At 60.1% G+C, this 22,836-nt stretch carries 24 protein-coding genes and 2 pseudogenes; 6 read left to right on the forward strand and 20 right to left on the reverse strand.

What is annotated here, in order from left to right; all coding sequences use genetic code 11:
- Nucleotides 1-108: 108 nt before the first annotated feature.
- Together B2D37_RS23050 and B2D37_RS07555 are read right to left on the reverse strand one after the other, a co-directional pair.
- Nucleotides 109-273 carry a hypothetical protein gene (locus B2D37_RS23050; protein ID WP_154067058.1) on the reverse strand — a complete coding sequence of 55 codons (165 nt, stop codon included), beginning with the start codon at nucleotides 271-273 and terminating at the stop codon, nucleotides 109-111.
- Nucleotides 274-1,203 carry an alpha/beta hydrolase gene (locus tag B2D37_RS07555; RefSeq protein WP_079202129.1) on the reverse strand — a complete coding sequence of 310 codons (930 nt, stop codon included), beginning with the start codon at nucleotides 1,201-1,203 and terminating at the stop codon, nucleotides 274-276. It abuts the gene before it with no gap.
- A 342-nt stretch (nucleotides 1,204-1,545) separates the two neighbouring features.
- Here B2D37_RS07555 and B2D37_RS07560 point away from each other — a divergent pair, with 342 nt between their 5' ends.
- Nucleotides 1,546-2,430 carry an SDR family NAD(P)-dependent oxidoreductase gene (locus B2D37_RS07560; RefSeq protein ID WP_079202130.1) on the forward strand — a complete coding sequence of 295 codons (885 nt, stop codon included), beginning with the start codon at nucleotides 1,546-1,548 and terminating at the stop codon, nucleotides 2,428-2,430.
- Between the two features lie 393 nt (nucleotides 2,431-2,823).
- On the forward strand, nucleotides 2,824-3,093 hold the full coding sequence (locus tag B2D37_RS07565; protein WP_079202131.1) for a hypothetical protein: 270 nt from the start codon (nucleotides 2,824-2,826) through the stop codon (nucleotides 3,091-3,093).
- A 69-nt stretch (nucleotides 3,094-3,162) separates the two neighbouring features.
- Here the strand turns inward: B2D37_RS07565 and B2D37_RS07570 are convergent, their stop codons facing one another.
- From B2D37_RS07570 to B2D37_RS07595, 6 genes and pseudogenes are all read right to left on the reverse strand, one after another.
- A complete protein-coding gene (locus B2D37_RS07570) occupies nucleotides 3,163-3,780 on the reverse strand; it encodes a hemolysin III family protein (RefSeq protein ID WP_079202132.1) in 618 nt (205 codons plus the stop codon).
- Nucleotides 3,781-4,112: 332 nt separating this feature from the next.
- Nucleotides 4,113-6,189, reverse strand: a pseudogene (locus B2D37_RS07575) (LTA synthase family protein).
- A gap of 4 nt (nucleotides 6,190-6,193) precedes the next feature.
- On the reverse strand, nucleotides 6,194-7,051 hold the full coding sequence (locus B2D37_RS07580) for a hypothetical protein (protein WP_079202133.1): 858 nt from the start codon (nucleotides 7,049-7,051) through the stop codon (nucleotides 6,194-6,196).
- A gap of 230 nt (nucleotides 7,052-7,281) precedes the next feature.
- Entirely contained in the window at nucleotides 7,282-7,746 is a 465-nt protein-coding gene (locus B2D37_RS07585) for a bacteriohemerythrin (RefSeq protein WP_079202134.1), read from the reverse strand.
- Nucleotides 7,747-7,927: 181 nt separating this feature from the next.
- Entirely contained in the window at nucleotides 7,928-8,272 is a 345-nt protein-coding gene (locus tag B2D37_RS07590; protein WP_079202135.1) for a hypothetical protein, read from the reverse strand.
- Nucleotides 8,273-8,503: 231 nt separating this feature from the next.
- On the reverse strand, nucleotides 8,504-8,725 hold the full coding sequence (locus B2D37_RS07595) for a DUF3820 family protein (protein WP_079204930.1): 222 nt from the start codon (nucleotides 8,723-8,725) through the stop codon (nucleotides 8,504-8,506).
- A 185-nt stretch (nucleotides 8,726-8,910) separates the two neighbouring features.
- Here B2D37_RS07595 and B2D37_RS07600 point away from each other — a divergent pair, with 185 nt between their 5' ends.
- Nucleotides 8,911-9,282 carry a glutathione S-transferase N-terminal domain-containing protein gene (locus B2D37_RS07600; RefSeq protein WP_079202136.1) on the forward strand — a complete coding sequence of 124 codons (372 nt, stop codon included), beginning with the start codon at nucleotides 8,911-8,913 and terminating at the stop codon, nucleotides 9,280-9,282.
- A gap of 95 nt (nucleotides 9,283-9,377) precedes the next feature.
- Here the strand turns inward: B2D37_RS07600 and codA are convergent, their stop codons facing one another.
- Together codA and B2D37_RS07610 are read right to left on the reverse strand one after the other, a co-directional pair.
- Nucleotides 9,378-10,634 carry a cytosine deaminase gene (codA, locus tag B2D37_RS07605; protein WP_079202137.1) on the reverse strand — a complete coding sequence of 419 codons (1,257 nt, stop codon included), beginning with the start codon at nucleotides 10,632-10,634 and terminating at the stop codon, nucleotides 9,378-9,380.
- A gap of 260 nt (nucleotides 10,635-10,894) precedes the next feature.
- Entirely contained in the window at nucleotides 10,895-11,074 is a 180-nt protein-coding gene (locus B2D37_RS07610; protein WP_256573158.1) for a copper-binding protein, read from the reverse strand.
- Here B2D37_RS07610 and B2D37_RS07615 point away from each other — a divergent pair.
- Nucleotides 11,047-11,692, forward strand: a pseudogene (locus B2D37_RS07615) (transposase); the annotation flags it as partial. The gene B2D37_RS07610 and the pseudogene B2D37_RS07615 sit on opposite strands and share 28 nt — an antisense overlap.
- Nucleotides 11,693-11,932: 240 nt before the next feature.
- Here B2D37_RS07615 and B2D37_RS07620 read toward each other — a convergent pair.
- Together B2D37_RS07620 and B2D37_RS07625 are read right to left on the reverse strand one after the other, a co-directional pair.
- Nucleotides 11,933-12,640 carry a succinate dehydrogenase iron-sulfur subunit gene (locus B2D37_RS07620; protein ID WP_079202138.1) on the reverse strand — a complete coding sequence of 236 codons (708 nt, stop codon included), beginning with the start codon at nucleotides 12,638-12,640 and terminating at the stop codon, nucleotides 11,933-11,935.
- A gap of 230 nt (nucleotides 12,641-12,870) precedes the next feature.
- A complete protein-coding gene (locus tag B2D37_RS07625; RefSeq protein WP_079202139.1) occupies nucleotides 12,871-13,434 on the reverse strand; it encodes a YIP1 family protein in 564 nt (187 codons plus the stop codon).
- Between the two features lie 126 nt (nucleotides 13,435-13,560).
- Here B2D37_RS07625 and B2D37_RS07630 point away from each other — a divergent pair, with 126 nt between their 5' ends.
- Together B2D37_RS07630 and B2D37_RS07635 are read left to right on the forward strand one after the other, a co-directional pair.
- Nucleotides 13,561-13,959: a MarR family winged helix-turn-helix transcriptional regulator gene (locus tag B2D37_RS07630; RefSeq protein WP_218190378.1), complete on the forward strand. Its 399-nt coding sequence runs from the start codon at nucleotides 13,561-13,563 to the stop codon at nucleotides 13,957-13,959.
- Nucleotides 13,960-14,104: 145 nt separating this feature from the next.
- Entirely contained in the window at nucleotides 14,105-15,286 is a 1,182-nt protein-coding gene (locus B2D37_RS07635; protein ID WP_079202141.1) for a cytochrome P450, read from the forward strand.
- Between the two features lie 186 nt (nucleotides 15,287-15,472).
- On the opposite strand, the gene B2D37_RS07640 is transcribed toward B2D37_RS07635, so the two are convergent.
- The 8 genes from B2D37_RS07640 to B2D37_RS07675 all read right to left on the reverse strand — a co-directional run bounded on the left by B2D37_RS07640 (nucleotide 15,473) and on the right by B2D37_RS07675 (nucleotide 22,276).
- Entirely contained in the window at nucleotides 15,473-15,895 is a 423-nt protein-coding gene (locus tag B2D37_RS07640) for a SufE family protein (protein WP_079202142.1), read from the reverse strand.
- Between the two features lie 43 nt (nucleotides 15,896-15,938).
- Nucleotides 15,939-16,460: a putative Fe-S cluster assembly protein SufT gene (sufT, locus tag B2D37_RS07645; RefSeq protein ID WP_079202143.1), complete on the reverse strand. Its 522-nt coding sequence runs from the start codon at nucleotides 16,458-16,460 to the stop codon at nucleotides 15,939-15,941.
- A 15-nt stretch (nucleotides 16,461-16,475) separates the two neighbouring features.
- Nucleotides 16,476-16,832, reverse strand: a complete 357-nt coding sequence (locus B2D37_RS07650) for an iron-sulfur cluster assembly accessory protein (protein WP_079202144.1) — start codon at nucleotides 16,830-16,832, stop codon at nucleotides 16,476-16,478.
- Nucleotides 16,833-16,862: 30 nt separating this feature from the next.
- Complete coding sequence (locus B2D37_RS07655) at nucleotides 16,863-18,107, reverse strand: aminotransferase class V-fold PLP-dependent enzyme (RefSeq protein WP_079202145.1); 1,245 nt, start codon at nucleotides 18,105-18,107, stop codon at nucleotides 16,863-16,865.
- Nucleotides 18,100-19,407: a Fe-S cluster assembly protein SufD gene (gene sufD / locus B2D37_RS07660; protein WP_079202146.1), complete on the reverse strand. Its 1,308-nt coding sequence runs from the start codon at nucleotides 19,405-19,407 to the stop codon at nucleotides 18,100-18,102. Before sufD ends, B2D37_RS07655 begins: the two co-directional genes overlap by 8 nt.
- 4 nt (nucleotides 19,408-19,411) lie before the next feature.
- The gene (gene sufC / locus B2D37_RS07665; protein ID WP_079202147.1) at nucleotides 19,412-20,161 is read right to left on the reverse strand and encodes a Fe-S cluster assembly ATPase SufC; all 750 of its coding nucleotides are present in this window, start codon (nucleotides 20,159-20,161) and stop codon (nucleotides 19,412-19,414) included.
- A 60-nt stretch (nucleotides 20,162-20,221) separates the two neighbouring features.
- Nucleotides 20,222-21,658: a Fe-S cluster assembly protein SufB gene (sufB, locus tag B2D37_RS07670; protein WP_079202148.1), complete on the reverse strand. Its 1,437-nt coding sequence runs from the start codon at nucleotides 21,656-21,658 to the stop codon at nucleotides 20,222-20,224.
- 123 nt (nucleotides 21,659-21,781) lie between these two features.
- Nucleotides 21,782-22,276, reverse strand: a complete 495-nt coding sequence (locus tag B2D37_RS07675) for an Rrf2 family transcriptional regulator (protein ID WP_079202149.1) — start codon at nucleotides 22,274-22,276, stop codon at nucleotides 21,782-21,784.
- Nucleotides 22,277-22,836: the final 560 nt, after the last annotated feature.

Genomic DNA, 22,836 nt, shown 5'->3' on the forward strand with positions numbered 1-22,836 from the left:
ACTTGTGACAAAACCGGCGACCGCCAACAGGTTGCCGGGTTTTGCGGTCATCGGCGCAGCATTGCAAGCGCATCCCGGATTCAGGCTGGCTACGGGCTGTGCGGAGCATCACGCTGCGCTGTGCCATGACGAGCCAGCCTCGGCGAGGTCTTCGGCCTTGAGCCTGACGCCCAGACATTTGAGGACCGCCACGACCAAACGCTGGCCGCTCAGCATGGCCGTGTTGACGTAAGGCGGCATCAATACGATGCCGGCAAGCAGGGTGTTGTTCATTCAGCAGCCTCGTTCCCGCAAGAAGTGTACGACCTGATCGAGGGCGAAATCCGCCGCATTGAGCAGGCCGGCGTGGGCCTGGAACACATGCCACAGCCCCGGGTAACGCTCCAGACGCACGCTCACCCCCGCCGCCTCAGCCTGTTCGGCGAAGCGCAGGCTGTCATTGAGCAACAATTCATCCTCACCTACCTGAATCAACAGCGGCGCCAGGCCGACCAGGTCGGCGAACAGCGGCGACAGTCCCGGATCGTTGCGCGGGATATGCGCCGGACAATACAAACCGATCGCCTGCTCGATCCACTCGGGATGGAGCAACGGGTCACCCGCCGCCGGGCTGTGCAACTGCTGGCAGGTGTAGTCGGTGACCGGCGAAAAGCACACCAGCGCCGCCGGCTGAGCCTGCCCCAGATCGCGCAGATGCAGGCTGGTAATCAGACTCAGGTTGCCGCCCGCGGAATCGCCGCCGATGACGATCTGCTCGGCGGTGTACCCGGCCGCCAACAGCGCCTGATAGGCCGCCAGCGCATCGTCACGTGCCGCCGGATACGGAAACTCCGGGGCCAGGCGGTAATCCAGAGCACACACCTCGATCTGGCCACGCTTGGCCAGACTGGTGCAAATCGCTCTATGGGTATGCGGCCCGCCGATCAGGTAGGCGCCACCATGCAGATACAGCAACACGCAGCCATTGGCCTGCAGCGGACGATGCCACTCGCAGGGCCGTCCGCCGAGGGTTGCAACGCTGCGTTTGACCCCAGGCTGCGGCGGACTTGCTGCCGTCAGCAGGCTAAGCAGCGCACGCTGCCCGGCAATCGGCATCGGCGGGCGCACCAGGCCACGGAACAGAACCCGCAGCGCGCCACGCAGCAGGCGGCGCAAAACGGCTTGGTCGGCGGCGGGCGCGGTGAACTCAGCGGCTGCATTCATAGGCGGTCAACTCCGGGGCGTGGGTCAGGCGACGACAGGTGAAGGTCTAGCCGCCTGTCGGACTTAGCACTGTGCTACTGCGCAAAAGCCGGGCTGCCGGACTTTACCTCGCTGAACGGTCAAGTCCGACAGGCTGCTAGCGGTCTTGTCGCACTTATACACGCCGAAGATGCCGACCTATACAGGCAACAGATTCTGTTGGTAGACAGGCGAACTCCAGGCTAGATATCCATGCTCTCTGACGAGCGACTGCTTACCGACAGCGCCTGAGCGAAAACACCCGTGCGTCGTTTAAAACGGCGCACATAATTCCAGGAATTCAGGTGGGGTAGAAGATTTTTTATGCAAACGCTTATTGGCAAAACCGCATTCATCACCGGCGCCGCCGAAGGCATCGGTTTTCACATCGCCCGCACGTTTGCGCAGCAGGGCATGAACGTGATGCTGGCGGACATAGACGCCGTTATGCTGGAGCAGGCGCGGAAAACGCTGAAAGATGAGGGCCATAGTGTGGCCGCCGTTGTCTGCGATGTGGCGCAACGCGATGCGCTGGAAGCAGCGGCCAAGGCTACCCTGGAATGTTTCGGCAAGGTACATGTGCTGGTGAACAATGCCGGCGTATCGGTGGCGGGGCCGCAGGATCGGATTTCGGAAAACAACTGGCGCTGGATTATCGATGTAAACCTGATGGGCGTGGTTTACGGCGCACAGGTTTTTGTTCCGCTGATCAAGGAGCACGGTGAAGGTGGCCATGTGATCAATGTGGCGTCGGTGGCTGGAACGCTCGGCATACCCTTTGCCGGTCCTTATTGTGCGACTAAAGCGGCGGTGGTATCGCTCTCGGAGAGTTGGCAAGGGGAGCTCAAATCCGCCGACATTGGCGTTTCAGTGCTCTGCCCGGCGTTTGCCCAGTCCCGTATTTATTGCAGTGAGCGTAACCGTCAGGCGGAATACGGCGGTGTTCCTGGGCTTAATGCAAAGCCGAGCCCTCGCACCCTGGAGGTCGCGGCCAAGGCGAAAGAAGCGGTAACCACGGGTATCGAGACGTTTATCGTGGCCGATCGGTTGCTCGAAGCGGTGTTGAATAACGAACTGTATGTGTTTACCCACCCCCACTACCGGCCGGTGGTGGAAGGCCGCGGCCAGCAATTGAGCCTGGCCTTTGATGCCGCCGATGCCAGCCCGGCATTGCAATCTGTGGAACCGGGTGAAATTACTTCACTGTAAATACTGCTAAAGGAGCATTCGAGGATCTCGGTTTACCTGACAAGTGGGGACTGGCCGAACTATTACGCCAAGTCCTCCGCAGCGCAGGGTGCGACACCCGAGATTGAGTACGCCGCTCTTGCTGATCAGGCCGATAAAGCGGCCGTTCGATCGCCACCCGGCCTTCAGCGCAAGTCTGCTCACGGCAGCAGCGCAAGGCCGCGCAGGCGAGGATGGCCGCCGGTGACTTGAGGGAATCGGCATGTGCTATACATCGAGAGTAGGAAAAAGCAGCGAGGAACGCGCAGTGCCTATACCCAGCACGGATATCCATGCCGCCCATCAGGCTCGTTGACCGATTCGATTTCAGCCGTGCGGATCTGTCAGAGGCCTTCAACCATAGAGGTTGATCTCATGACTACGATGCAATGCACCCACCGCGACCACATCATTAGCTCTGACGTTGTCGAACACCCGGGCATTCCGACACCCTGGGCTGGCGGCTGCCATATCACCACTCCGGACGGGCGCATCACCAGACGGCTACCGCTGCCCTTCGACCAGGCCTTTTTCGCCGAGCTGGAAAGTGCCCAGCGTGCATCCATAGCGCACGGCAAATGGTTGGTTGACCAATGCCTGGATCAAGGCGTGGCACTCTTCGACAAACCTGCCGCCACGGCCTGATAACCTTGATCGACGGGTATAGCTGGCGACGCGAACAACCGCGGGCACTCTCGTTGCTCGCGCGGTGAGTCAGAGGACGTAGAACAGGATCGCGATAAAGTGCAGCAAGCTGCCAGCCATAACGAACAGGTGCCAGATGCCATGCCAATGACGAAAGCGGCTGTCGTAGGCGAAAAAAATAATCCCGACCGTGTAGCAAACGCCACCCGCCGCCAACCAGGCGAAGCCCGCAGTGCCCAGGGTGGCGAGTAGCGGCTGGACCGCCACCAGGACGATCCAGCCCATCACTGCATAGATCACGATCGACAACACCCGTGCCTCGGAGCGTGGCTTGATCTCCTGCAGCATGCCAATCAGCGCCAGCAGCCAGACCACCGCGAACAGCGACCAGCCCCATGGGCCGCGCAAGGTCACCAGACAGAACGGCGTGTAGCTGCCGGCGATCAGCAGGTAGATCGACAGGTGATCGAGCTTGCGCATGATCACCTTCGCCCGCCCCTGCACGCTGTGATAGATGGTCGAAACGCTGTAGAGCAGCAGCAAAGTGACGCCGTAGATGGCGACACTGACGATCTTCATCGGCTCGCCATCCAGGCTCGCCAGCACCAGCAGCCAGAGCGCCCCGATGCACGCCAGCACGGCACCGACCAGGTGAGTCCAGGCGTTGAATCTTTCCCCGTGATACATGTGTCAGCAACCTCGATCTAGCACGCAGGCCCCAGCGTCCCAGTGCTTATCGCTTAATGCGCTGGTCACTGTAAACGATGCTCTGCAAAGCATGGCACAGGCTCTGACCGATCCGGTAGCGGACTCAGCGATTGCCCGCGCTGCCAGACAGCTTACGGGGCACTCCGCCAGTCTAAGCATCGCCCGAGGTCGGGTCGTGAATCGTGGGCACTGACTGCTTTTGTGAGAGGGTCGAGGCGGCGCGATGCTCTTGCCATCGGAAGGTTTGCGAAGCGACAAAACAGCCGAAAAACAGCAGCTAATCCGGCGTTTTTGCAGTATCTACAGCCGCCTCACTGCCGCTCCGGCAGCCCATCCTCCACACCAGCACTGTTATCCAGCAAGCTCTTGGTGGCCGTCTGCAGGAAAGCCTCGAGATTCTGCTGCAGTTCAGGATCGAGATCGCTGTGTACCCGCTCGGCGCTCGGCTCGGCCCCCAGGCGATAGTCATACAGCCGCGGCTCGAAGCCCTTGGGCTGAATCAGAATGCGCTTCGAGGTCACTAGGGCCACGGTCTGATCGCCGCCCGAGGGCTTGATCACGCCGATGCCCAGATCACCTTGGGGCAGATTGAGCAGGTCGCGCCCCAGCACTGGTGGCGCACCTCACCGCCCAGGCGGCCCATGATGGTCGGCACGATGTCGACCTGGGTGCCGACCGTATGGCTGACGGCGCCGAATTTATCCTGAATGCCCGGGCCGATCAGCAACAGCGGCACGTTAAAGCGAAACAGATCCATCTCGGTCAGCTGCTCGGTGCTGCCGAAACCATGATCGCCGACCACCACGAACAGGGTGTCCTTGAAATATGGCGCCTTGCGCGCCTTGTCGAAGAACTGACCGAGCGCCCAGTCGGCATAGCGCATGGCGGTGAGGTGTTCATCGGCCGAGCCGTGACCGGTCACCGGCTCGACCGGCAGGTTCTCCGGCAGCGCATAGGGGGTGTGGTTGGACAGGGTTTGCAGCAAGGCATAGAACGGTTTGCTGCCGAAGTTGTTGGCCAACTCGCTGGCCCTCGGTCGAACATGTCCTGGTCGGACACACCCCAGGTCGGGTCCATGAATACCGGATCGACGAAGTCCTCACGGCCGATGAAATTGCTCATGCCCTGGTTGCTGAAGAAACCCGACTGGTTGTCCCATTGGAAGTTGCCGTTGTAGACGTACAGGTTGTCGTAACCACGAGCGCCGAGCAGTTGCGGCAGGCCGGAGAACTTGTTCGCGCCTTCAGGGGTGCGCATCAGGTACTCGAAACTCGGCAGGTTGGGGAAGCAGGCCATGCTGGCAAACATGCCCTGGTGGGTATGGGTGCCGTTGGAGAAGAAGCGATCGAACAACAGGCCCTCTTGCGCCAGCTTGTCGAAGTGCGGCGTGATATTACCCGGGTAGCCCATGGCGCCGACGAAGTGGCCGGCAAAGCTTTCCATCAAAATCACCACCACATTGCGAATCGGTAAGGTGGCGTCGGCAGGCGGCGTGAAGTCACGGCGGATCGCCGCAGTGTCGGCATCGACCAGCTGATCGTACGGAGTCAGTAGCAGTTCGCGCACGGTTTCCTGGGCCTGCTGGTCGGTCATGGTCGACTGCCAGGCGTTATCACGGTGCGAGGAAAAACTGGCTTGGGCAGCCGAGATCAGGGTCAAGGTGCCATTCAGGCCGAGCTGATTGGCGAACATCGACTCGGTGGTATAGGCATCGCCCCAGCGCAGCGGCGGACCCGAGCTGATGTGGCCACGGGCCGCAATCACGGCCACCAGCAGGCAGACGCCGAAGGTAGCGATACGCCAATACCAGGCCGGCGCACCCGTTGCGGATGACGCCTTGGCCGCTGGCCGGCTGAGCAGGTCCAGGCGCTTGAACAGTTTGCTCAGCAACCAGGTCGCCACGGCCCAGGCCAGCAGATAGCGGCCGACCGGGAAGCCGTTCCAGAGCATGCTCAAGACAGTCTTGGGATCTTCCTGAAAGTACTGGAACACCAGGCTGTTGAGGCGTTGATGAAACTCGCGGTAGAAGTCCAGTTCGGACAGACCGAGAAACAGGGTGATGCTGGCGAATACCGTCAACCAGAGGCGCTGCAAGCCTCGGGCAGCCATGGCGCGCACGCTGAGCAACGACAGCAGCAACGGGATGCAGGCATAAACCACCACCCGCAGATCGAAACGCAGGCCGTTGAGAAAGGCTTCGGCAAAGCTAGCCGCCGGCGTCACGCCGATCAACTCGCGGTTGTAGACCAGCAGGGCGACACGCAGCAGGGCATACATCAACAGCAGCGCCATCGCACTCAAGAGGGTGAAGGCCAGGTGACTTTTCAGGGTCGGACGCGTGGGATGAGATGCACACGCGGGATGATTGAGGGCCGGAGTGGAGACCATAGGTTCAGATTCCGTGGGGTCGACGCTTGAGTTCGAGAATACGCTTGCGGCCTTGCTCGGCCAGCAAGTAGCGACCGGGTGCCACGGCGATGATGGTTTGTGCGGAGCGCAAATGTTGTAAGACTACCTGCAACTCTCCAGAAGAATCGAGCAGCAGCAAGCGAGCCATATGGGTACTGTCTTCAGTGATCCACAGGCCGTCGGCGGTGCACAGTAAAAAACCCGGCTGATTGAGACCGGCCTGCACCAGAACGTCTTCACCCGTGGCTTGCCACTGCTTGATCCAGCCCTTTTTCTTCTCGCTATAGAACAGCCGCCCATCGGCACAGACCGTGACCGCTTCGCCCTCACTCAGCCCCTCACGCAAGGTGACGACGTCACCGTTGCTTGGGTCGTAACGCAACAGCCGGCCACGTTGCTTGTCCTGGATGACATACAGGTAATGGCCGTCGCTGGCGATGCCTTCGACACTATCGCTGGAGAACAGCGGCTCGGTCGTGTCGCCCTGCAACAGCAACAGCGGTAGTTTGTCCGCCTCCTGGCTGACCGCCACCCCATGGCCAAATGCGGCCAATCCGTCTGGTTTGGACAAGCCATGCAAGACCGTTTTCAGGCTACCGTCACGGTTCTGCCTGAGGATCGTGCCCTTGCCGTCGGAAAATTCCTGACTGATATAAAGTCTGCCCTGAGCATCGAGAGCTAAGGCACTGACGCGGTCAATATCCGCTTTAAAAACCTGATATTGCCAATCGGAAGAAGCAGTTACCGGGTAGAAATGCCGCCAGGCGGGGTAAGCCAAGCCAGGCACAACCAGTACCAGGCCGCACAGCAGCCACCGCCTGTAGCGCAAAGATAATTGCATCGACACCACTCCACAGCCAACCCAGAGAAAACGCCGGGAAGTCTGCCAAGTACGATGTGAAAATTTTGTCGCTAAGGCTTTAGCGCGCAGCCTTCTGGCTGCGGGTGCCGCGCTTATGGGTTGCTGCAGCCGAGGATGTCAGCCTGTACGTGCGCGGAGGTGCTCGAGTGATAGCCAGCGTTAGCCACTGCGGTCTTGCGCCGAGCCACCCCGCCAGGATGGCCAATCCCTCAGTTGAAGAATTTCTTCATCGAGCGCGAGAACCAGCCGTCGACCTGTTGATTGCTGACCAAACTATTCATGTTGTCTTTGACCGCCTGCACATAGCCGGCATCGTCGCTGCGGATATGGTTGAACAACCAGCGCGAGAGCAAACCGAGTAACTCATCGGTGATGTCCTCGCCGGCCTGGAAGCGCAGGTTGAAGTCCTTGACCCGACCGATGAAGATTTCATGGACTCGCTTGTGCGGACGCGTGAACGCGTAGCCGGCCTCCTCCAACAGCGACTCCTCGAAGGCGAAATGTGACAGGGTGTAATCCACCAAGCCATTCAATACATCCCCTACCTCACCGCCACTGCCCCCGCTAACCTTGGCCTGGTGCAGGGAATTGATCATATCGACGATGCGCTTGTGCTGGTCATCAATGACTTGAATGCCTGTATTCAGATCGTCTTGCCAAGCCAGATAACTCATTTCCCACAGCCCCTAATGTGCGCTCGACTGCATTGCGAGCACTACGCCAAGGCTACTCAACAGCTCTGGAATGGGGCCTGACGCAGATCAGCGAATAGTTGCTTAGGAGCCTATCGACGGAACGGGCAGAGCTAATGGCGCTAGTACAGTGGTCGGCTGAACGGAGGTCATTCGCGGATTTTCAGCTGTCGATGGATGCATGAGACGGGCGAAAGAGCGTGACCAGCATGATCGAGTCAGCCTTGGCCCGCAGGGCATGCTCGGCCTCTTCGGCCAGGTACATCAGATCGTTGTCACGCATTTCATGCCATGTGCCCTGGGCCTGCACGTCAACGCAGCCCTGCAGGCAATGCAAGGTCAGAGGGCCGGCCACGGCGTGCCCGGGAATGACTTTGCCGGCCTGCAACACCAGGCGCATGACCTCGATGCGCGGGGCGCTGACAATTGCCTGGGAGATGAAATCAGGCGACGCTGCGGCAGACAGCAGATTGACCACTTCTCCCGATGCTGCGTGCTTCAAGGCCATGATCGGCTATCACCAATGGAGGATGAACCCTCAAGGTAGTCGAGTGCGCCGGAGGCTGTCCAATCATGGCGCGGCGTCTGGGACTAGCGGCCTGTACGGTTAACGTTCGGATGCATGAGGTTCTGATCCAAGTCGCTACGACGAGTCATCGCCCGCTATGGCGATGAGCAGCAACGCAGGATCAAGGCCTCATGCGCCGAAATTGACTAATCGAACCGACCAAACAGGCCACTAACTGCGCGGTTTGCTGCGCAATGGATCGAGTAACGATGACAGGCCGTTATGATCGATTTCCTGCATCAACTCCAGCAGGCGACCAACTTCTCCTTTGGGGAAGCCCTCGCGGGCGAACCAGTTGAGGTAGCGGCCTGGCAGGTCGGCGATCAAGCGACCTTTGTATTTGCCAAAAGGCATTTCGCGGGTCACCAGCAGTTGCAGGTCTTCGGGTTTCATTGGGCGCTCGGGTTCATGGGTGATCATGGACAACGTGGCTCGGCCATGCGGATCATGTGCGCAATTATGCCTAACCTTGGCCCTAGTCGGCGCGAAAGCCCCGGCAGGCGACCAACGCACAGGCCGGCGCCGGCAAACTCGGGTAAGCTTTGCCCCCGCCATTTGCTACCCAGGGTTGTCACGCAATGCTCATCAAGGCACTCAGAATCGGTCTCGGCCAGTTGATCGTATTTCTCGACTTCATCACCCGCCCGCGCAAGCTCAAGCGTGCGCCTGCCGCGCAGGCGGCAGTCGAGCAGGCCGCCGCAGGCCTGGCGCTGTACCAGTTTCATGCCTGCCCATTCTGCGTAAAAACCCGCCGTACCTTGCACAAACTCAACGTACCGATCACCCTGCGCGACGCTAAGAACGACGACCAGCATCGGCAAACCCTGCTGGAGCAAGGCGGCAAGATCAAGGTGCCGTGCCTGCGCATCGAGGACAACGGCCAGAGCACTTGGCTGTATGAGTCCAAGGCGATCATTGCCTATCTGAACGAGCGCTTCGCGGCGGCCTGAGGCCTGAAATCACCGTGCAAGTCGCTATGTAGCCGAATATGCCTTAGCGCAATCCGGGAGCGAATGTTTAGTCGCGGCAATCCCCTGCCATGCAGCTATCGCCCTCCCCCGGGCTCGGTGACGCGCACCACCTGCGCCGGTGTGCGGCGCATCAGCACCTGGCCGGCGCGAATCGACACCTGGGCATGGCCCTGGCTGCGCAGCATCTCGTAGTCGCTGGCCGCGGACAGGATCAGCAGGTTGGCCGGTCGCCCCACTTCGATACCGTAACCCTCGCCCAGGTTGAGGGTTTTCGCACTGTTGTCGGTGACCAGATCCAGCGCCCGCTGCAGATCCTCGAAACCGAGCATGTGGCAGATGTGCAGGCCGGCCTCGAGGATGCGCAAGATATTGCCGTTGCCCAGCGGATACCAGGGGTCGACGATGGAGTCCTGGCCGAAGCAGACATTCATCCCGGCGCGGTCGAGCTCGGCGACGCGGGTCAGTCCGCGGCGCTTGGGATATACGTCGAAACGGCCCTGCAGATGGATGCTCTCGGTCGGGCAGGAGACGAAGTTGATCTGTGACTGTTTGAGCAGACGGAACAGCTTGGAGCAGTAGGCGTTGTCATAGGAGCCCATGGCAGTCGTATGGCTGGCCGTGACCCGCGCGCCCATGCCGCGCACGCGCGCCTCTTCGGCCAGCACCTCGAGAAAGCGCGAGTGCGGATCGTCGGTCTCGTCGCAGTGCACATCCACCAGGCAGCCGCTGCGCTCGGCCAGGTCCATGAGGAACTTGATCGAGCTGACGCCCTGCTCGCGGGTGTTCTCGAAATGCGGAATACCGCCAACCACGTCGACGCCCAGCGCTACCGCCTGTTCCATCAGCGCGCGGCCATTGGCGTAAGACTCGATGCCCTCCTGGGGAAAGGCAACGAGCTGCAGGTCGATCAGGTGACGGGTTTCCTCGCGCACCTCGAGCAACGTCTTGAGCGCGGCCAGGGTCGGATCGGTGACGTCGACATGGCTGCGCACGTGCTGGATACCATGGTCGACCAGCATGTCGATGGCCTTGCGCGCCCGCTGCTTGCTGTCCTCGTGGGTGACCAGGGCCTTGCGTTCGGCCCAGCGCTCGATGCCTTCGAACAGCGTGCCACTGAGGTTCCAGCTCGGCTCGCCGGCGGTGAGAGCCGCATCGAGGTGGATATGCGGCTCGACGAAGGGTGGCACCACCAGATTGCCGGCGGCGTCCAGCTCGTCTGCCGCGGCGACCAGTTCCTGCGCCTGCGCGGCTATGGCGGCGATGCGCGTCTGCGCCAGCTCGATGCGAAACAGGCCGCTGCGGCCACGCAGACGGGCATTGACGATATTCATGGGTTACTCCAGATGTGGGCACAGATCCAGGCGTAGATTAACAGGCCCTCGGCGGCGCAGGCCGAGGAACGCCGCCCAACAAGCTCACTCCATGTTGGAGCGTAGGGCGTACTCGCGGAGCAGTACGCCGTTACAGCCAAGAATGCTGGACTGCTCGCTACGCTCGTGGGCGACCGACACCCTGATTCGTACTCTCGGACAGACTTGCAGGAGCCAGCAAGCTGGCTCCTGCGGCTGTTACTCGGCCGCCTGCAACTCGGTCACGACAACTTGGCTGCCTTGCTGTTCAACCTGGAGCGCACCTTGGCGCCGACGCTGACACCTTCCAGCAAGCCAGCATTGCGCACACCGAAAACCATGGTCATTGGCGGCATGCCGACACTCTTGAGCGGCCCGTGGCGCAGGGTGATCTTTTGCCCGGCCAGGTCGATCTTGCGCACTTCGCCCTCGCTCAGAGCCGCGGTCGCCTCGGCAACGTTGTTTACCGGCGCGGCTGGTTGAGCGGCGAACGCAGGGAAGGCGCGCGCTGCGCCAGAACGGGCGCGGCGGCGCCGTACGGCTGTATGACGACCTCGACTACAAGGCACGCTCCTGGGCCAAAACCTACCGGGAGGTACTCAAGGCCGAGGTGATGGCGCTCGGTAGCAACCCACGCGTCGTAGTCACCTCGCTCGGCGATCCGAGCCCGGAGGCGCTGTACCGTGACCTGTATTGCGCCCGCGGTCAGGACGAGAACGTCATCAAGGCGTTGAAGAACGACCTGGCCAGTGACCGCACCTCCGATCACGCGATCCTGGCCAATCACCTGCGCCTGTTCGATGCCTGCGCCGCCTACAGCCTGATCCACAGCCTGTGCGAGAACACGCTGTGCCATAACCGAGTTGGCCAGGGCGCAGCCGATGTCGATCATCCTGAAGCTGTTCAAGCTGGCCGTGCGGGTCGTGCAATACAAGGATCGGATCAAGTTGCACCTGCCGAGCGCCTGCCCGGTCAAAGGCCTGCTGCAGCGCGTCAGCGAATTGCTCTACCTGGTTCATCCGCCACCGCTGCGCAGCTGACGCGCAACGCCGCGTCACCAACCGCAATGATTTGATCTGGCCAAGGCTGGAGGCACTCATACGCCTGAGCTCAGCGATTCAGGGCGCGGCGCTCGAATAATGCGCGCCGTGGTCTTGGTTTTTATGTGCAGCCCATCAATTTCGGCCTGACCGCGCCTGGCTCGACCTTCGAACGCGCGAGCAAAAAACGGCAGCCTGCTCAAAGTTTGAGCAGGCTGCCGTTTTTATGGAACATCCGGGCTAGGTGGATTTTCGCAACAACTCCTGGCGAATTTTCCCGATGGCCCCCATTGGATTGAGTCCCTTGGGACAGACCCATGAGCAGTTGCCGATGCTGCGGCAACGGAACAGGCTGAACGGGTCTTCCAGCCGCTCGAGTCGCTCCGTCGTGGCCTGGTCGCGGCTGTCGGTGATGAAACGCCAGGCCTGCAGGAGTCCGGCTGGACCGACGTACTTTTCCGGATTCCACCACCAAGACGGACATTGCGAGGAACAGCAGCCGCAGAGAATGCACTCATACAACCCGTCGAGCTTGGCGCGCTCCTCGGGGGACTGGAGGCGCTCAATGGCCGGTGCCGGCTCGTGATTGATCAGCCATGGCTTGATGCTCTCGTACTGCTGAAAGAAGAGACTCTGGTCGACTACCAGATCGCGGATGACCGGCATGCCGGGCAACGGTCTGATGATCAGTATGCTGGCCGTGCCCAGCGCCTCCGAAACCGGCGTGATGCAAGCCAACCTGTTCTTGCCGTTGATGTTCATGCCATCCGAGCCGCAGACACCCTCCCGACAGGAGCGTCGGTAGACCAGCGTCTGATCTGCCTCGTGCAGGTACTCCAGCGCATCCAGCACCATTCGCACCCGGAACTCCTCGGGCAACGACAACGACTGCATCCAGGGCTGCCGCTCCTGTTCCGGGTGATAGCGATAGACCTGTACATCAATCATGACTTGTTACTCCTGCGGTCATTACGGCGAGAGTGGATAATGCCTCGACCCGGCAAGCGTGCGGCGACCGCATCCGGTCGACCAGGAAAACTCTCTTGCATGAAGCTTAGACATTGATGAAGGGGGGCGAGCCGGCATCGGGCGCGGGCTGACGGAGGGAACGGTGAACCCTCGCTGACTGGCCGCTTGCTGCCTGTCACGAATGCCTGGTTTGGGTCGGTTGGATCCTCTTATCCCGTGACAGACCAGAAAAGCGGCAGGAACATGACCCACAGGATGAGGCCGGCTCCAAATACCACCTGGGTAACGGCTGCGGCCTTGAGTTGGTTCTCGACGTGGCACAGCGAGTACGCACCCTGGTAGATCAATGCGCAACATGAAACCAGCGCGCTCAGAGGCAACGCGGTGTTCAAAAGCGGGTTATTCACCAGCAAGCCAAGTGAGGACAGCCACAGCGGGATCGCTGCGATAGCGGCAACCAGGTAAGCATCCGCATAGGTCACTGCATAGCCCAGGGTGCTGGCAACTTGCTTTATCAGCCATCCCATCAGGAAGACCGAAAGCACCTCGCAACCGAAAAACAGACTGGCCATAAATACCGACGGCCTGATCTGAAGTACGGGCAGGAACGTGCTTAGGGGGCCGTCCAGCAGCACTATCATGATCGGCGGCAACAGCGAGAGCAGTGCGATCACTGCCCAGAACACGCTTCGCATCGCCCAGCCATGATATGCCAGCTCAACCGAGACAGATGTACTGCAAAAAAGCATTCGCAGCAGGACAAGAATGTTCATGCGACTCCTCCAGAGAAGCGAGCGAATCAATGACATGACGAACTCGGCAGACTGTGAAATATATATCACAACACGATATATATCGTGCACAATAACCAGCAAAGGTCAATGAAGGAATTCGCCACCTTGGACAAATCCGATTACCAGCGGCTGGCACATTTTCGCCATCGATTGCGACGCTTCCTGCGCAACAGCGAGTTGCTGTGCCAGACCAATGGCGCGACGGCACTGCAGTACCAGCTTCTGCTCCAGATTCGCGGTGCTTCGGCGCGCGATTGGGCCACGGTTGGAGAACTCGCAGAACACCTGCAATCGAAGCACCACAGCGTGGTGGCGTTGATCGACCGTTGCCAAAACTTGGGCCTGGTTGAGCGAAGGCCTGGTCGGGAAGACAGACGCCAGGTCGAGGTGTACCTGTTACCTGCCGGGGAGGAGTTGCTGGCTCGTATCGCCGCTTTGCACCAGGAGGAAGTGCAGTTGCTGCGCGAGGAGTTCAACCTCCCGGGTTGGAACATGGCGGATTAAGACCCTCAACAACGCTTGGGGCTTTCTTCGTGCCCACTGCAGTCGGTTGAGGGCCTGCGTGCTTCGCACGTAACACGTACCAGAGAGTGAGTTTGGACGATTTTTGGATCAATCAATAATCGACAAGATCACAACAGGAGTAGCTATGGAGAAGAATTCACCCCCTGATTGGGACCCGAGGTCTGAGGCCGTACTCAAAGATCAAATGGCAACCTACGACGACATGCGCCACCGTTGTCCGGTCGCACACAGTCGGTATGGCTATACCTCTTTGTTCAGGCATGAGGATGTAATGCGCGTTCTGAAGGATCATGAAACCTTCAGTAGTGCCGTCTCGCGTTTCCCCTCGGTGCCCAATGGCATGGACCCGCCCGAGCATACGGTGTACCGGCGCCTCATCGAGCCTTATTTCAGCCCGGAACAAATGGACGCCTTTGCACCGGAGTGCCGTGATGTAGCAGTTCGTCTGGTGCAGGTGTTACCGGGTGAAGGCACAACTGAACTGATGGGTGAATTTGCCCAGATCTTTGCGTTGCAGATCCAGTGTGTCTGGCTGGGCTGGCCAGCCGATCTGTATGAGCCGCTGCGCCTATGGACGCTGAAGAATCACGCGGCCACCCTGGCCAGAGACGACGTCGCCCTGAGCGCCGTGGCCCTTGAGTTTGACGGTTACATCAAGAATCTGCTGGCCGTGCGCCGTACTGCCGGCAATGCTGCGCCGGACGACATCACCACCAGCCTGCTACGCAATCAATCCCTGGGCAGGCCTCTGACAGACGACGAAATCGTCAGCATTCTACGTAACTGGACGGTCGGCGAACTCGGAACCATTTCCGCCTCAATCGGCATTCTTGTGCATTACCTGGCAGTCAACTCCGAGCTTCAGCAGCAATTGCGCGAGCAACCCTCACTGCTACCTGCAGCCATCGATGAAATACTGCGCATTCATGCGCCACTGATCATGAATCGCCGGGTTACCACGAAACAGGTCACGCTGGGCGGACGCGCACTCGCCACGGGTTCGCGTATTGCCCTTATCTGGGCGTCAGCCAATCGGGATGAGGCGGTCTTTGGCGATCCCGATGAATTTCGCCTCGATCGCGATCCAAAACTGAATCTGCTATACGGTGCTGGCATTCATATTTGCCCTGGTGCGCTGCTTGCCAGGCTGGAATTGCGGGTCGTGATGGAAGAGCTGCTTGCACGCACCAGCCGGATTGCACTGGCGCCGGATAAGGAACCGGTGAAGGCGTTTTTCCCTGCCAGCGGATTTTCTTCGCTACCCCTGCATATTCAGAAACCTTCCTCCCCGATTTTGTCAGCCTGACCAGCCCCGGGCTCCGATGATATCGGGCTGGCCTTTCATGCCGAGCGGCTTACGCAGATGGTGAAAGCCTTCGGCCTGGCCAGCGATCAGTTGGCCGCGCGGCTGCTGGACTGGACCGTGGTCCACGGCCAAGCCAGCGTAGGCCGGCGCTGAGTCTTTTAACCGCGCGCCAGCCTCGGCGCGTGGCTAGAGGGCCGCGGCGGCGGTCGCCTGAATGCGTTGGACCATGGCCCGCAAACCGTTGCCGCGGGTGACGCTCAGGTGTTTGATCAGGTTGAGCTGCTCGAAATACTGCTCGATATCGAAGTCGCGGATGTCGGCCGGGCGTTTGCCGTTATAAGCGGCCAATACCACGGCCAGCAGGCCCTTGACGATAAAGGCATCGCTGTCCGCGTCGAAGAACAAGCGGTCGTCGCGCTGCTGGCTGACCAACCAGACCTGGCTCTGGCAACCGCGCACCAGATGCTCATCGGTGCGCTGGGCGTCATCCAGCGGCGGCAGTTCGCGGCCCAGGTCGATGATGTATTTGTAGCGTTCTTCCCAGTCATCGAAAAAAGACAGCGTCTCGATGATGTCGTCGCTGCTGATCTGCGTGCCGACCTGACTCATACCTTTAGCCCTCGCAAACTGTACTGGTTCAACCCCGGTCCCTTCAAAAGAACATCCCAGTTTCGAGCTGCGCTTCTTCGCTCATCATTTCACGGCTCCAGGCGGGATCGAAGACCAGGTCGACCTTGACCGCTGCCACGTTGGGTACCAGGCGCAGCCGATACTCCACGTCCCCCACCAGCACCGGGCCCATGCCACAGCTTGGCGCGGTCAGGGTCATGCGGATATCCACACGCTTGGCGTGCTGATCGATTTCAACCGCATAGATCAGCCCGAGATTGACCAGGTCCACCGGAATTTCCGGGTCGAACACCGTGCGCAACGCTTCCCACACCTGGGATTCGTGGATCAGCTCATCGGTCGGCGCGGGGAAGCTCAGCAGCTCCGGCTCCAGGCCGATATTGGCCGCATCGGTGCCATCGACCCGCACCATCTGACCGTTATAGGTCACGGTGTAATTACCCCCCAGGGACTGGGTGATAGTTACAAAAGTATCTTTGGGAATGGTCAGCGGTGTGCCATCGGGGACCCGGCGCGCGGGGCAATCGGCCTGCGCAACTACCATACGTCGTTCCATTTTTTAACTCACACTGAAGCTTTCGCCGCAACCACATTGGTCTTTGACGTTGGGGTTGATGAACCTGATCTGGTGGTTGATGCCTTCCTTGACCAGATCGATTTGCGTGCCGGACAGCACCGCTAAGCTGTCGCGCTCGATGAACAATTCGATCTGCTCATCCAGGCGGTAATGCAGGTCATTCTCGCCGGCCTGCTCGACCATATCGAGCACATACATAAAACCGGTGCAGCCGCTTTTCTTGACGCTAACGCGCACCGCCTTGCCCGCCTGGCTATTCAGCTGGCGACGCAGATATTCCAGAGCGGCCGGGGTGACGGTGACCACCTGCTGGCTCGGATCGAAGGGTTCAACGCTCATGCCATGACTCCAAAAAAACTGTGTGACTCTTTATAGAAACTCTCTGACCTTGGCCAGCGCCTCGAACAGCCGATCAACCTCGGCAAAGGTGTTGTAGATGCTGAAGCTGGCGCGCACGGTGCCGGGAATGCCGAACTGATCCATGATCGGTTGCGCGCAGTGGTTACCGGAACGCACGGCTACGCCCTGCTGATCCAGCAACATGCCCACGTCATGCGGGTGGGCACCGTCCAGCAAAAAGCTCAGTACCGCGGTCTTCTGCGCCGCCGTGCCGATCAAGCGCATCCCTGGAGTGGCTTTGGCGCGTGCTTCGGCATAGGTCAGCAAGGCCTGTTCGTGCGCCGCCGCGGCCACGCGGTCAAGGCGCTGCAGGTAATCCACCGCCGCACCGAAACCAATCACCCCGGCAATATCCGGCGTGCCTGCTTCAAACTTGTAAGGCAGCTGGTTGTAGGTGGTGCCGGCAAAACTCACCGACTCGATCATCTCGCCGCCGCCCTGATAGGGCGGCATGCTTTCCAGTAGTTCGGCCTTGCCATACAGCACGCCCAGCCCGGTGGGGCCAAACAGCTTGTGGGCGGAAAACACGTAAAAATCGCAGTCCAGCGCCTGCACATCCACCGACCAGTGGCTCATGGCCTGGGCGCCGTCGATCAGGCACAAGGCGCCGACGGCATGCGCCATGCGCACGATGTCTTCGACCGGATTGATGCTGCCCAGGGCGTTGGACACCTGCGCGCAGGCGACCATGCGCACGCGCTCGTCGAGCATGTCGGCAAAGGCGGCCATGTTCAGCGTGCCGCTGGCGTCCACCGGAATCGCCTCGACTGTGGCGCCCTTCTCGGCGGCAATCATCTGCCAGGGCACGATATTGGAGTGATGCTCCATGGCCGAGACCAGAATCCGGTCGCCGGCCTGCAGCTGACTGCGGCCCCAGCAGGCGGCCACCAGATTGATGCCTTCGGTGGTGCCGCGGGTCCAGATGACCTGCCGGTTGTGTGGCGCATTAATCAAGCCGGCAACCTTGCCGCGCGCTGCCTCGAATTTCTCGGTGGCGCGCTCGGCCAGGGCATGGGCACCGCGGTGCACATTGCTGTTGTCCTGGCGGTAGTAATCGACAATGGCCTGAATCACCGCCTCGGGCTTTTGCGTGGTGGCGGCGTTGTCCAGGTACACCAGCGGATGACCATTAACCTCCTGGTGCAGAATCGGAAAATCCTGGCGAATGTGTTCGACATCAAAGGCCGGGGGCGAGTGCAATGCGTGCTCAGTCATCGTCCAGTTGCTCCAGGTGGGCTGTTTCACGGCCGAGCAGAGCGGCGATACGCGGGCGCAGATAGGCCTGCACTGCCGGTTCCGGCACCTGATTGAGCAGCTCGTTGATAAACCCGAAACTGAGCATGCTCATGGCCTCGGCATGGGACAGCCCGCGGCTCTGCAGGTAAAACAGCGAGGTCTGATCGAGCTGGGTAATGGTTGCACCATGAGCGCAGCGCACATCGTCGGCGTAGATTTCCAGTTCGGGCTTGGTGTAGACCTCGGCGTTGCGCGAGGTCAGCAGGTTCTTGTTGCTGAGCTCGGCCAGGGTCTTCTGGGCCTGGGGATGAATATGAATGCGCCCGTTGAACACCGCCTTGGCCGAGTCGCCAATAATGCCGCGGAAAATTTCATTGGTGCTGCAGTGCGGCACGCAGTGCTCGACATTGGTGTGGTAATCGATCAGCTGTTTGTTGCGCGGTAGGTACACGCCATGCAACTCCAGGTGCGCGCCCGGGCCGCGATGATTGACCTGGTAGTCGATGCGCTTCAGGCGGCTGCCCTGGGCCAGGGTGAAACCGTAAAAGCGCGCGTCGCGCTGCAGGTCCACATGCACGCCGCCCACATGCAGCAGGTCTTCCTGCTCCAGGTTGATGCGGTAATGCTGCAGTTGGGCATTGGCGCCTACCACGGCCTCGGTCAGGCAATTGACGAAACCGTTCTGCGTAGCTGCGCTGGAGGCGTAGTGCTCGATCAACTCAGCCTGGCTGCCTTCTTCCAGCACCAGCAGCACGCGCTGATTGCTCACCGCCGGTTGCGCCTCGGGGGTCGAGACATTGAGGATATACACCGGCTTGTCGAGCGTCTGACCCTTGCCCACCTGCACCAGAATACCATCGGCCAGCCAGGCGTTGCTTAGCGCGGCAAACAGGTGTCGCTGAACATCGACCACCTGGCCCAGGTGCTGCTTGATCAGCTGCTGCTGCGCCGTGTCGGCATCGGCAAAGCGCACCACCCCTTGCGGCAATGGGCTGGAATGCTCAGCGGCAAACTGGCCGTTGATAAACACCAGGCGGGTGGCGTCCAGCGGCATGGCATCGACGCTGGCCTGCCAGTCGCTAGCGCCCGCCGAGGCCCAGCGAATCGGACCGCTGGTTTGCAGGGGGGCCAGCGTGGTGTGCTGCCATAATTCGGTTTTGCGCCCCGGCCAGGTGGCTGCCGACCAGTCTGCTGCGCCCTGTTGACGCAAGGTGGCAAGCCAGGCCGGATTGTTCTGTGCGGCGGCCAGGGTGATGGCGTTTTTTTGAAAGTCAGTCATGGTTTCAGGCGACCCCGTTTTCCAACCAGCTGTAGCCTTTGGCTTCCAACTCGAGGGCCAGGCTCTTGTCGCCGGATTTGACGATGCGGCCATCGGCCAGCACATGCACGTAATCCGGCACTATGTAGTCCAGCAGGCGCTGGTAGTGGGTTACCACGATAAAGCTGCGCTTGCCGTCACGCATGCTGTTGACGCCTTCGGCCACCAGTTGCAGGGCGTCGATATCCAGCCCGGAGTCGGTTTCATCGAGGATGCACAGATCAGGCTCAAGCAGCATCATCTGCATGATCTCGTTGCGCTTCTTCTCACCGCCGGAAAAACCTTCGTTAACCCCGCGTTTTAAAAAGCTCGCATCCAGATCCACACGCTTGCTGGTGGCCCGGGCCAGTTTCATAAACTCGACTGCCGACAGCGGCGGCTGACCGGTGTGCTTGCGCTTGGCATCCACCGACACCTTGAGAAATTCCATATTGCTCACGCCGGGAATTTCCACCGGGTACTGGAAGGCCAGAAACAAACCTTCACGGGCCCGTTCTTCGGTGCTCATGGCCAGTAAGTCACGGCCCTTGAAGGTGATGACGCCGGCGGTGGCTTCATAGCCTGGGCGGCCCGAGAGGACATTGCCCAGGGTGCTTTTGCCGGAACCATTGGGGCCCATGATGGCGTGTACTTCGCCGGGTTTGATCTCGATAGCAAGACCTTTGAGAATTTCAAGGCCTTCAACTTTTGCGCATAAGTCTTTGACTGATAACATATTTAATGCCTGATATCTGTATAAATTGGGGGCATTCAAGGTCGTTCTGAGGTGTTCAGGTCAACCCACTGAACCTTCGAGGCTGACTTCCAGCAACTTGCCTGCCTCGACCGCGAACTCCATCGGCAACTCCTTGAACACGTCGCGGCAAAAGCCGTTGACGATCATCGAAATGGCCTTCTCGGCGTCCAGTCCGCGTTGCTGACAGAGGAACATCTGGTCATCGCTGACCTTGGACGTGGTCGCTTCGTGCTCGACCACGGCCGTGGGGTTTTTACTTTCGATATAGGGAAAGGTGTGCGCGCCACAGCGATCGCCGATCAGCAGCGAATCGCACTGGGTGTAGTTGCGCGCCCCATCGGCCCCCGGATTGATCCGCACCAAGCCGCGATAGGCGCTGTTGCTGCGGCCCGCGGAAATCCCCTTGGCGATGATGGTAGAACGGGTGTTCTTGCCCAGGTGGATCATCTTGGTGCCAGTGTCGGCCTGCTGGAAATTATTGGTCAGGGCCACCGAGTAGAACTCGCCCACGCTGTTGTCACCCTTGAGGATGCAGCTGGGGTACTTCCAGGTGACTGCTGAACCGGTCTCCACCTGGGTCCAGGAAATCTTCGCGTTGGTGTGGCAAATGCCGCGTTTGGTCACGAAGTTGTAGATGCCGCCCTTGCCCTCGGCATTACCCGGATACCAGTTCTGTACCGTCGAGTATTTGATGGTCGCGTTATCCAGCGCGACCAGCTCGACCACCGCCGCGTGCAGCTGATTCTCATCGCGCATCGGCGCGGTACAGCCTTCGAGGTAGCTGACGTGGGCGCCGTCCTCAGCAATGATCAGGGTCCGTTCGAACTGCCCGGTATTCATCTCGTTGATGCGAAAGTAGGTCGACAGCTCCATGGGGCAGCGCACGCCCTTGGGGATGTAGACAAAGGAGCCGTCGGAGAACACCGCCGAATTGAGCGCGGCGTAATAGTTGTCCTTTTGCGGCACCACACTGCCCAGGTACTTCTGGATCAGCTCAGGGCAGCGATGTACGGCTTCGCTGATCGGGCAGAAAATCACCCCGGCTTCTTCCAGTTTGGCGCGGTAGGTGGTGACCACCGAAACCGAGTCAAACACCGCATCCACCGCTACCCCGGCGAGCATTTCTTGCTCATGCAGCGGAATGCCGAGTTTTTTGTAGGTGGCGATCAGCTCGGGATCAACTTCATCCAGGCTCTTGGGTTTGTCGGCCATGCTTTTCGGGGCGGAAAAGTAGGAAATGGCCTGGAAGTCGATTTCGGGGTAATGCACATGGGCCCAGGTTGGCTCGTCCATTTCCAGCCAAGCGCGGAACGCTTTCAGGCGCCAGTCCAGCATCCATTGTGGTTCGCCTTTTTTCGCCGAAATAAAGCGCACGGTATCTTCATTCAGGCCAGGCGGCAGGGTGTCAGACGCGATATTGGAATGAAATCCAGCCGCGTAGTCCTGCTTGATAAGGCTTTTGACTTGCTCAGTCACGGTATCACCTCAGTCATGCAGCCAATCGGCGAAGGCCCTTGGCGGCAAAGTCAGTTCAGGCTTGCAGTCACACTGCCTTGTGCCGATGGCACCCGGTTGGCGTACTGCACGAATCAGGCGGCTCTAACGGCCGCTGTAAATAATGTGTTCCGGGCTTGCAGTTGACTGGCCAGGGGCGCAGTCGGACTCGTTCTGGCGCGTATGCACCCTTCTGATATCCTCGCGGCAGATCAGATCTGCCAGGCTGATATTGTTTAAAAACTGCTGCAGGCGTTCACTCAGGTCCGACCATAAGTGATGGGTAAGGCACACCTCACCCTGCTGGCAGTCGGCCCGGCCGAGGCAGCGCGTGGCATCCATGGAGTCATCCACCGCTTCGACGATCTGCTCCACGCTGATCTGTGCGGGACTGCTCGCCAAGCGGTAGCCGCCGCCGGGCCCGCGAACACTGGTCACCAGCTTGCAACGACGCAACTTGGCAAACAGTTGCTCCAGGTAGGAGACAGACACCCCCTGGCGCTGGGAAATTTGCGCAAGAGTGATGGGGCCTTGATCCTCATGAAAGGCTAGATCAAGCATCGCCGTTACCGCATAGCGGCCTTTAGTAGTCAGTCTCATTAACGGCTCCAAGCCGGCCGGACAGGCCTGTACCATGTAATAACCAAGCAATTTAGTCAAGTATTATTCACCTGCCGGACTTTGTTCCTCGACGTCCTGGACGGCGCGTAGCAGGGTCTTACGCAGTGAGCTGGCGGAGAACTTGATGGGCATTGTCGGTTCATGCTGCTGCCCAGCGAGGTGTGCAGCAACACATAGATGCCGCGCAAGGTCGCATTGGCGCGCACTTCGCGGGTCAGTTGGTAGCCGTCCATCCCAGGCATTCCGATGTCCGAAACCACAATTTCGATGGCCTGGGGCGTGTCGGTCAGGCGCAGCAGTTCAGCCCGCGCCTTCTCGCCATTGCGCAGCGGCAGGCAAGGCCGCGCAGGGCATTGAGCGTCTGGTGCAGGGATACACTCTAGTCATCCACCCCAGCACCCGCGCCGCTGCAGTTGGGCGAGCTGGCCGCCGGACAGTTCGGGCGCAGCCGGCAGGTAGGCGAGCGGCACCAGTTCATGAAGAGTGCGTTCGATATAGAGAATCTGCACCCGCCGGCAGCGCCCCGGCGATCTCGGCGC

This window comes from Pseudomonas sp. CC6-YY-74 (assembly GCF_002025205.1).
Taxonomy (GTDB): Bacteria; Pseudomonadota; Gammaproteobacteria; order Pseudomonadales; family Pseudomonadaceae; genus Aquipseudomonas; species Aquipseudomonas paeninsulae.

What these genes read in the sequence shown, in the direction of transcription:
- B2D37_RS23050 (WP_154067058.1), bottom strand. Translation starts at nt 273, where the DNA reads ATGAACAACACCCTGCTTGCCGGCATCGTATTGATGCCGCCTTACGTC.
- B2D37_RS07555 (WP_079202129.1), bottom strand. Translation starts at nt 1,203, where the DNA reads ATGAATGCAGCCGCTGAGTTCACCGCGCCCGCCGCCGACCAAGCCGTT.
- B2D37_RS07560 (WP_079202130.1), top strand. Translation starts at nt 1,546, where the DNA reads ATGCAAACGCTTATTGGCAAAACCGCATTCATCACCGGCGCCGCCGAA.
- B2D37_RS07565 (WP_079202131.1), top strand. Translation starts at nt 2,824, where the DNA reads ATGACTACGATGCAATGCACCCACCGCGACCACATCATTAGCTCTGAC.
- B2D37_RS07570 (WP_079202132.1), bottom strand. Translation starts at nt 3,780, where the DNA reads ATGTATCACGGGGAAAGATTCAACGCCTGGACTCACCTGGTCGGTGCC.
- B2D37_RS07580 (WP_079202133.1), bottom strand. Translation starts at nt 7,051, where the DNA reads ATGCAATTATCTTTGCGCTACAGGCGGTGGCTGCTGTGCGGCCTGGTA.
- B2D37_RS07585 (WP_079202134.1), bottom strand. Translation starts at nt 7,746, where the DNA reads ATGAGTTATCTGGCTTGGCAAGACGATCTGAATACAGGCATTCAAGTC.
- B2D37_RS07590 (WP_079202135.1), bottom strand. Translation starts at nt 8,272, where the DNA reads ATGGCCTTGAAGCACGCAGCATCGGGAGAAGTGGTCAATCTGCTGTCT.
- B2D37_RS07595 (WP_079204930.1), bottom strand. Translation starts at nt 8,725, where the DNA reads ATGAAACCCGAAGACCTGCAACTGCTGGTGACCCGCGAAATGCCTTTT.
- B2D37_RS07600 (WP_079202136.1), top strand. Translation starts at nt 8,911, where the DNA reads ATGCTCATCAAGGCACTCAGAATCGGTCTCGGCCAGTTGATCGTATTT.
- codA (WP_079202137.1), bottom strand. Translation starts at nt 10,634, where the DNA reads ATGAATATCGTCAATGCCCGTCTGCGTGGCCGCAGCGGCCTGTTTCGC.
- B2D37_RS07620 (WP_079202138.1), bottom strand. Translation starts at nt 12,640, where the DNA reads ATGATTGATGTACAGGTCTATCGCTATCACCCGGAACAGGAGCGGCAG.
- B2D37_RS07625 (WP_079202139.1), bottom strand. Translation starts at nt 13,434, where the DNA reads ATGAACATTCTTGTCCTGCTGCGAATGCTTTTTTGCAGTACATCTGTC.
- B2D37_RS07635 (WP_079202141.1), top strand. Translation starts at nt 14,105, where the DNA reads ATGGAGAAGAATTCACCCCCTGATTGGGACCCGAGGTCTGAGGCCGTA.
- B2D37_RS07640 (WP_079202142.1), bottom strand. Translation starts at nt 15,895, where the DNA reads ATGAGTCAGGTCGGCACGCAGATCAGCAGCGACGACATCATCGAGACG.
- sufT (WP_079202143.1), bottom strand. Translation starts at nt 16,460, where the DNA reads ATGGTAGTTGCGCAGGCCGATTGCCCCGCGCGCCGGGTCCCCGATGGC.
- B2D37_RS07650 (WP_079202144.1), bottom strand. Translation starts at nt 16,832, where the DNA reads ATGAGCGTTGAACCCTTCGATCCGAGCCAGCAGGTGGTCACCGTCACC.
- B2D37_RS07655 (WP_079202145.1), bottom strand. Translation starts at nt 18,107, where the DNA reads ATGACTGAGCACGCATTGCACTCGCCCCCGGCCTTTGATGTCGAACAC.
- sufD (WP_079202146.1), bottom strand. Translation starts at nt 19,407, where the DNA reads ATGACTGACTTTCAAAAAAACGCCATCACCCTGGCCGCCGCACAGAAC.
- sufC (WP_079202147.1), bottom strand. Translation starts at nt 20,161, where the DNA reads ATGTTATCAGTCAAAGACTTATGCGCAAAAGTTGAAGGCCTTGAAATT.
- B2D37_RS07675 (WP_079202149.1), bottom strand. Translation starts at nt 22,276, where the DNA reads ATGAGACTGACTACTAAAGGCCGCTATGCGGTAACGGCGATGCTTGAT.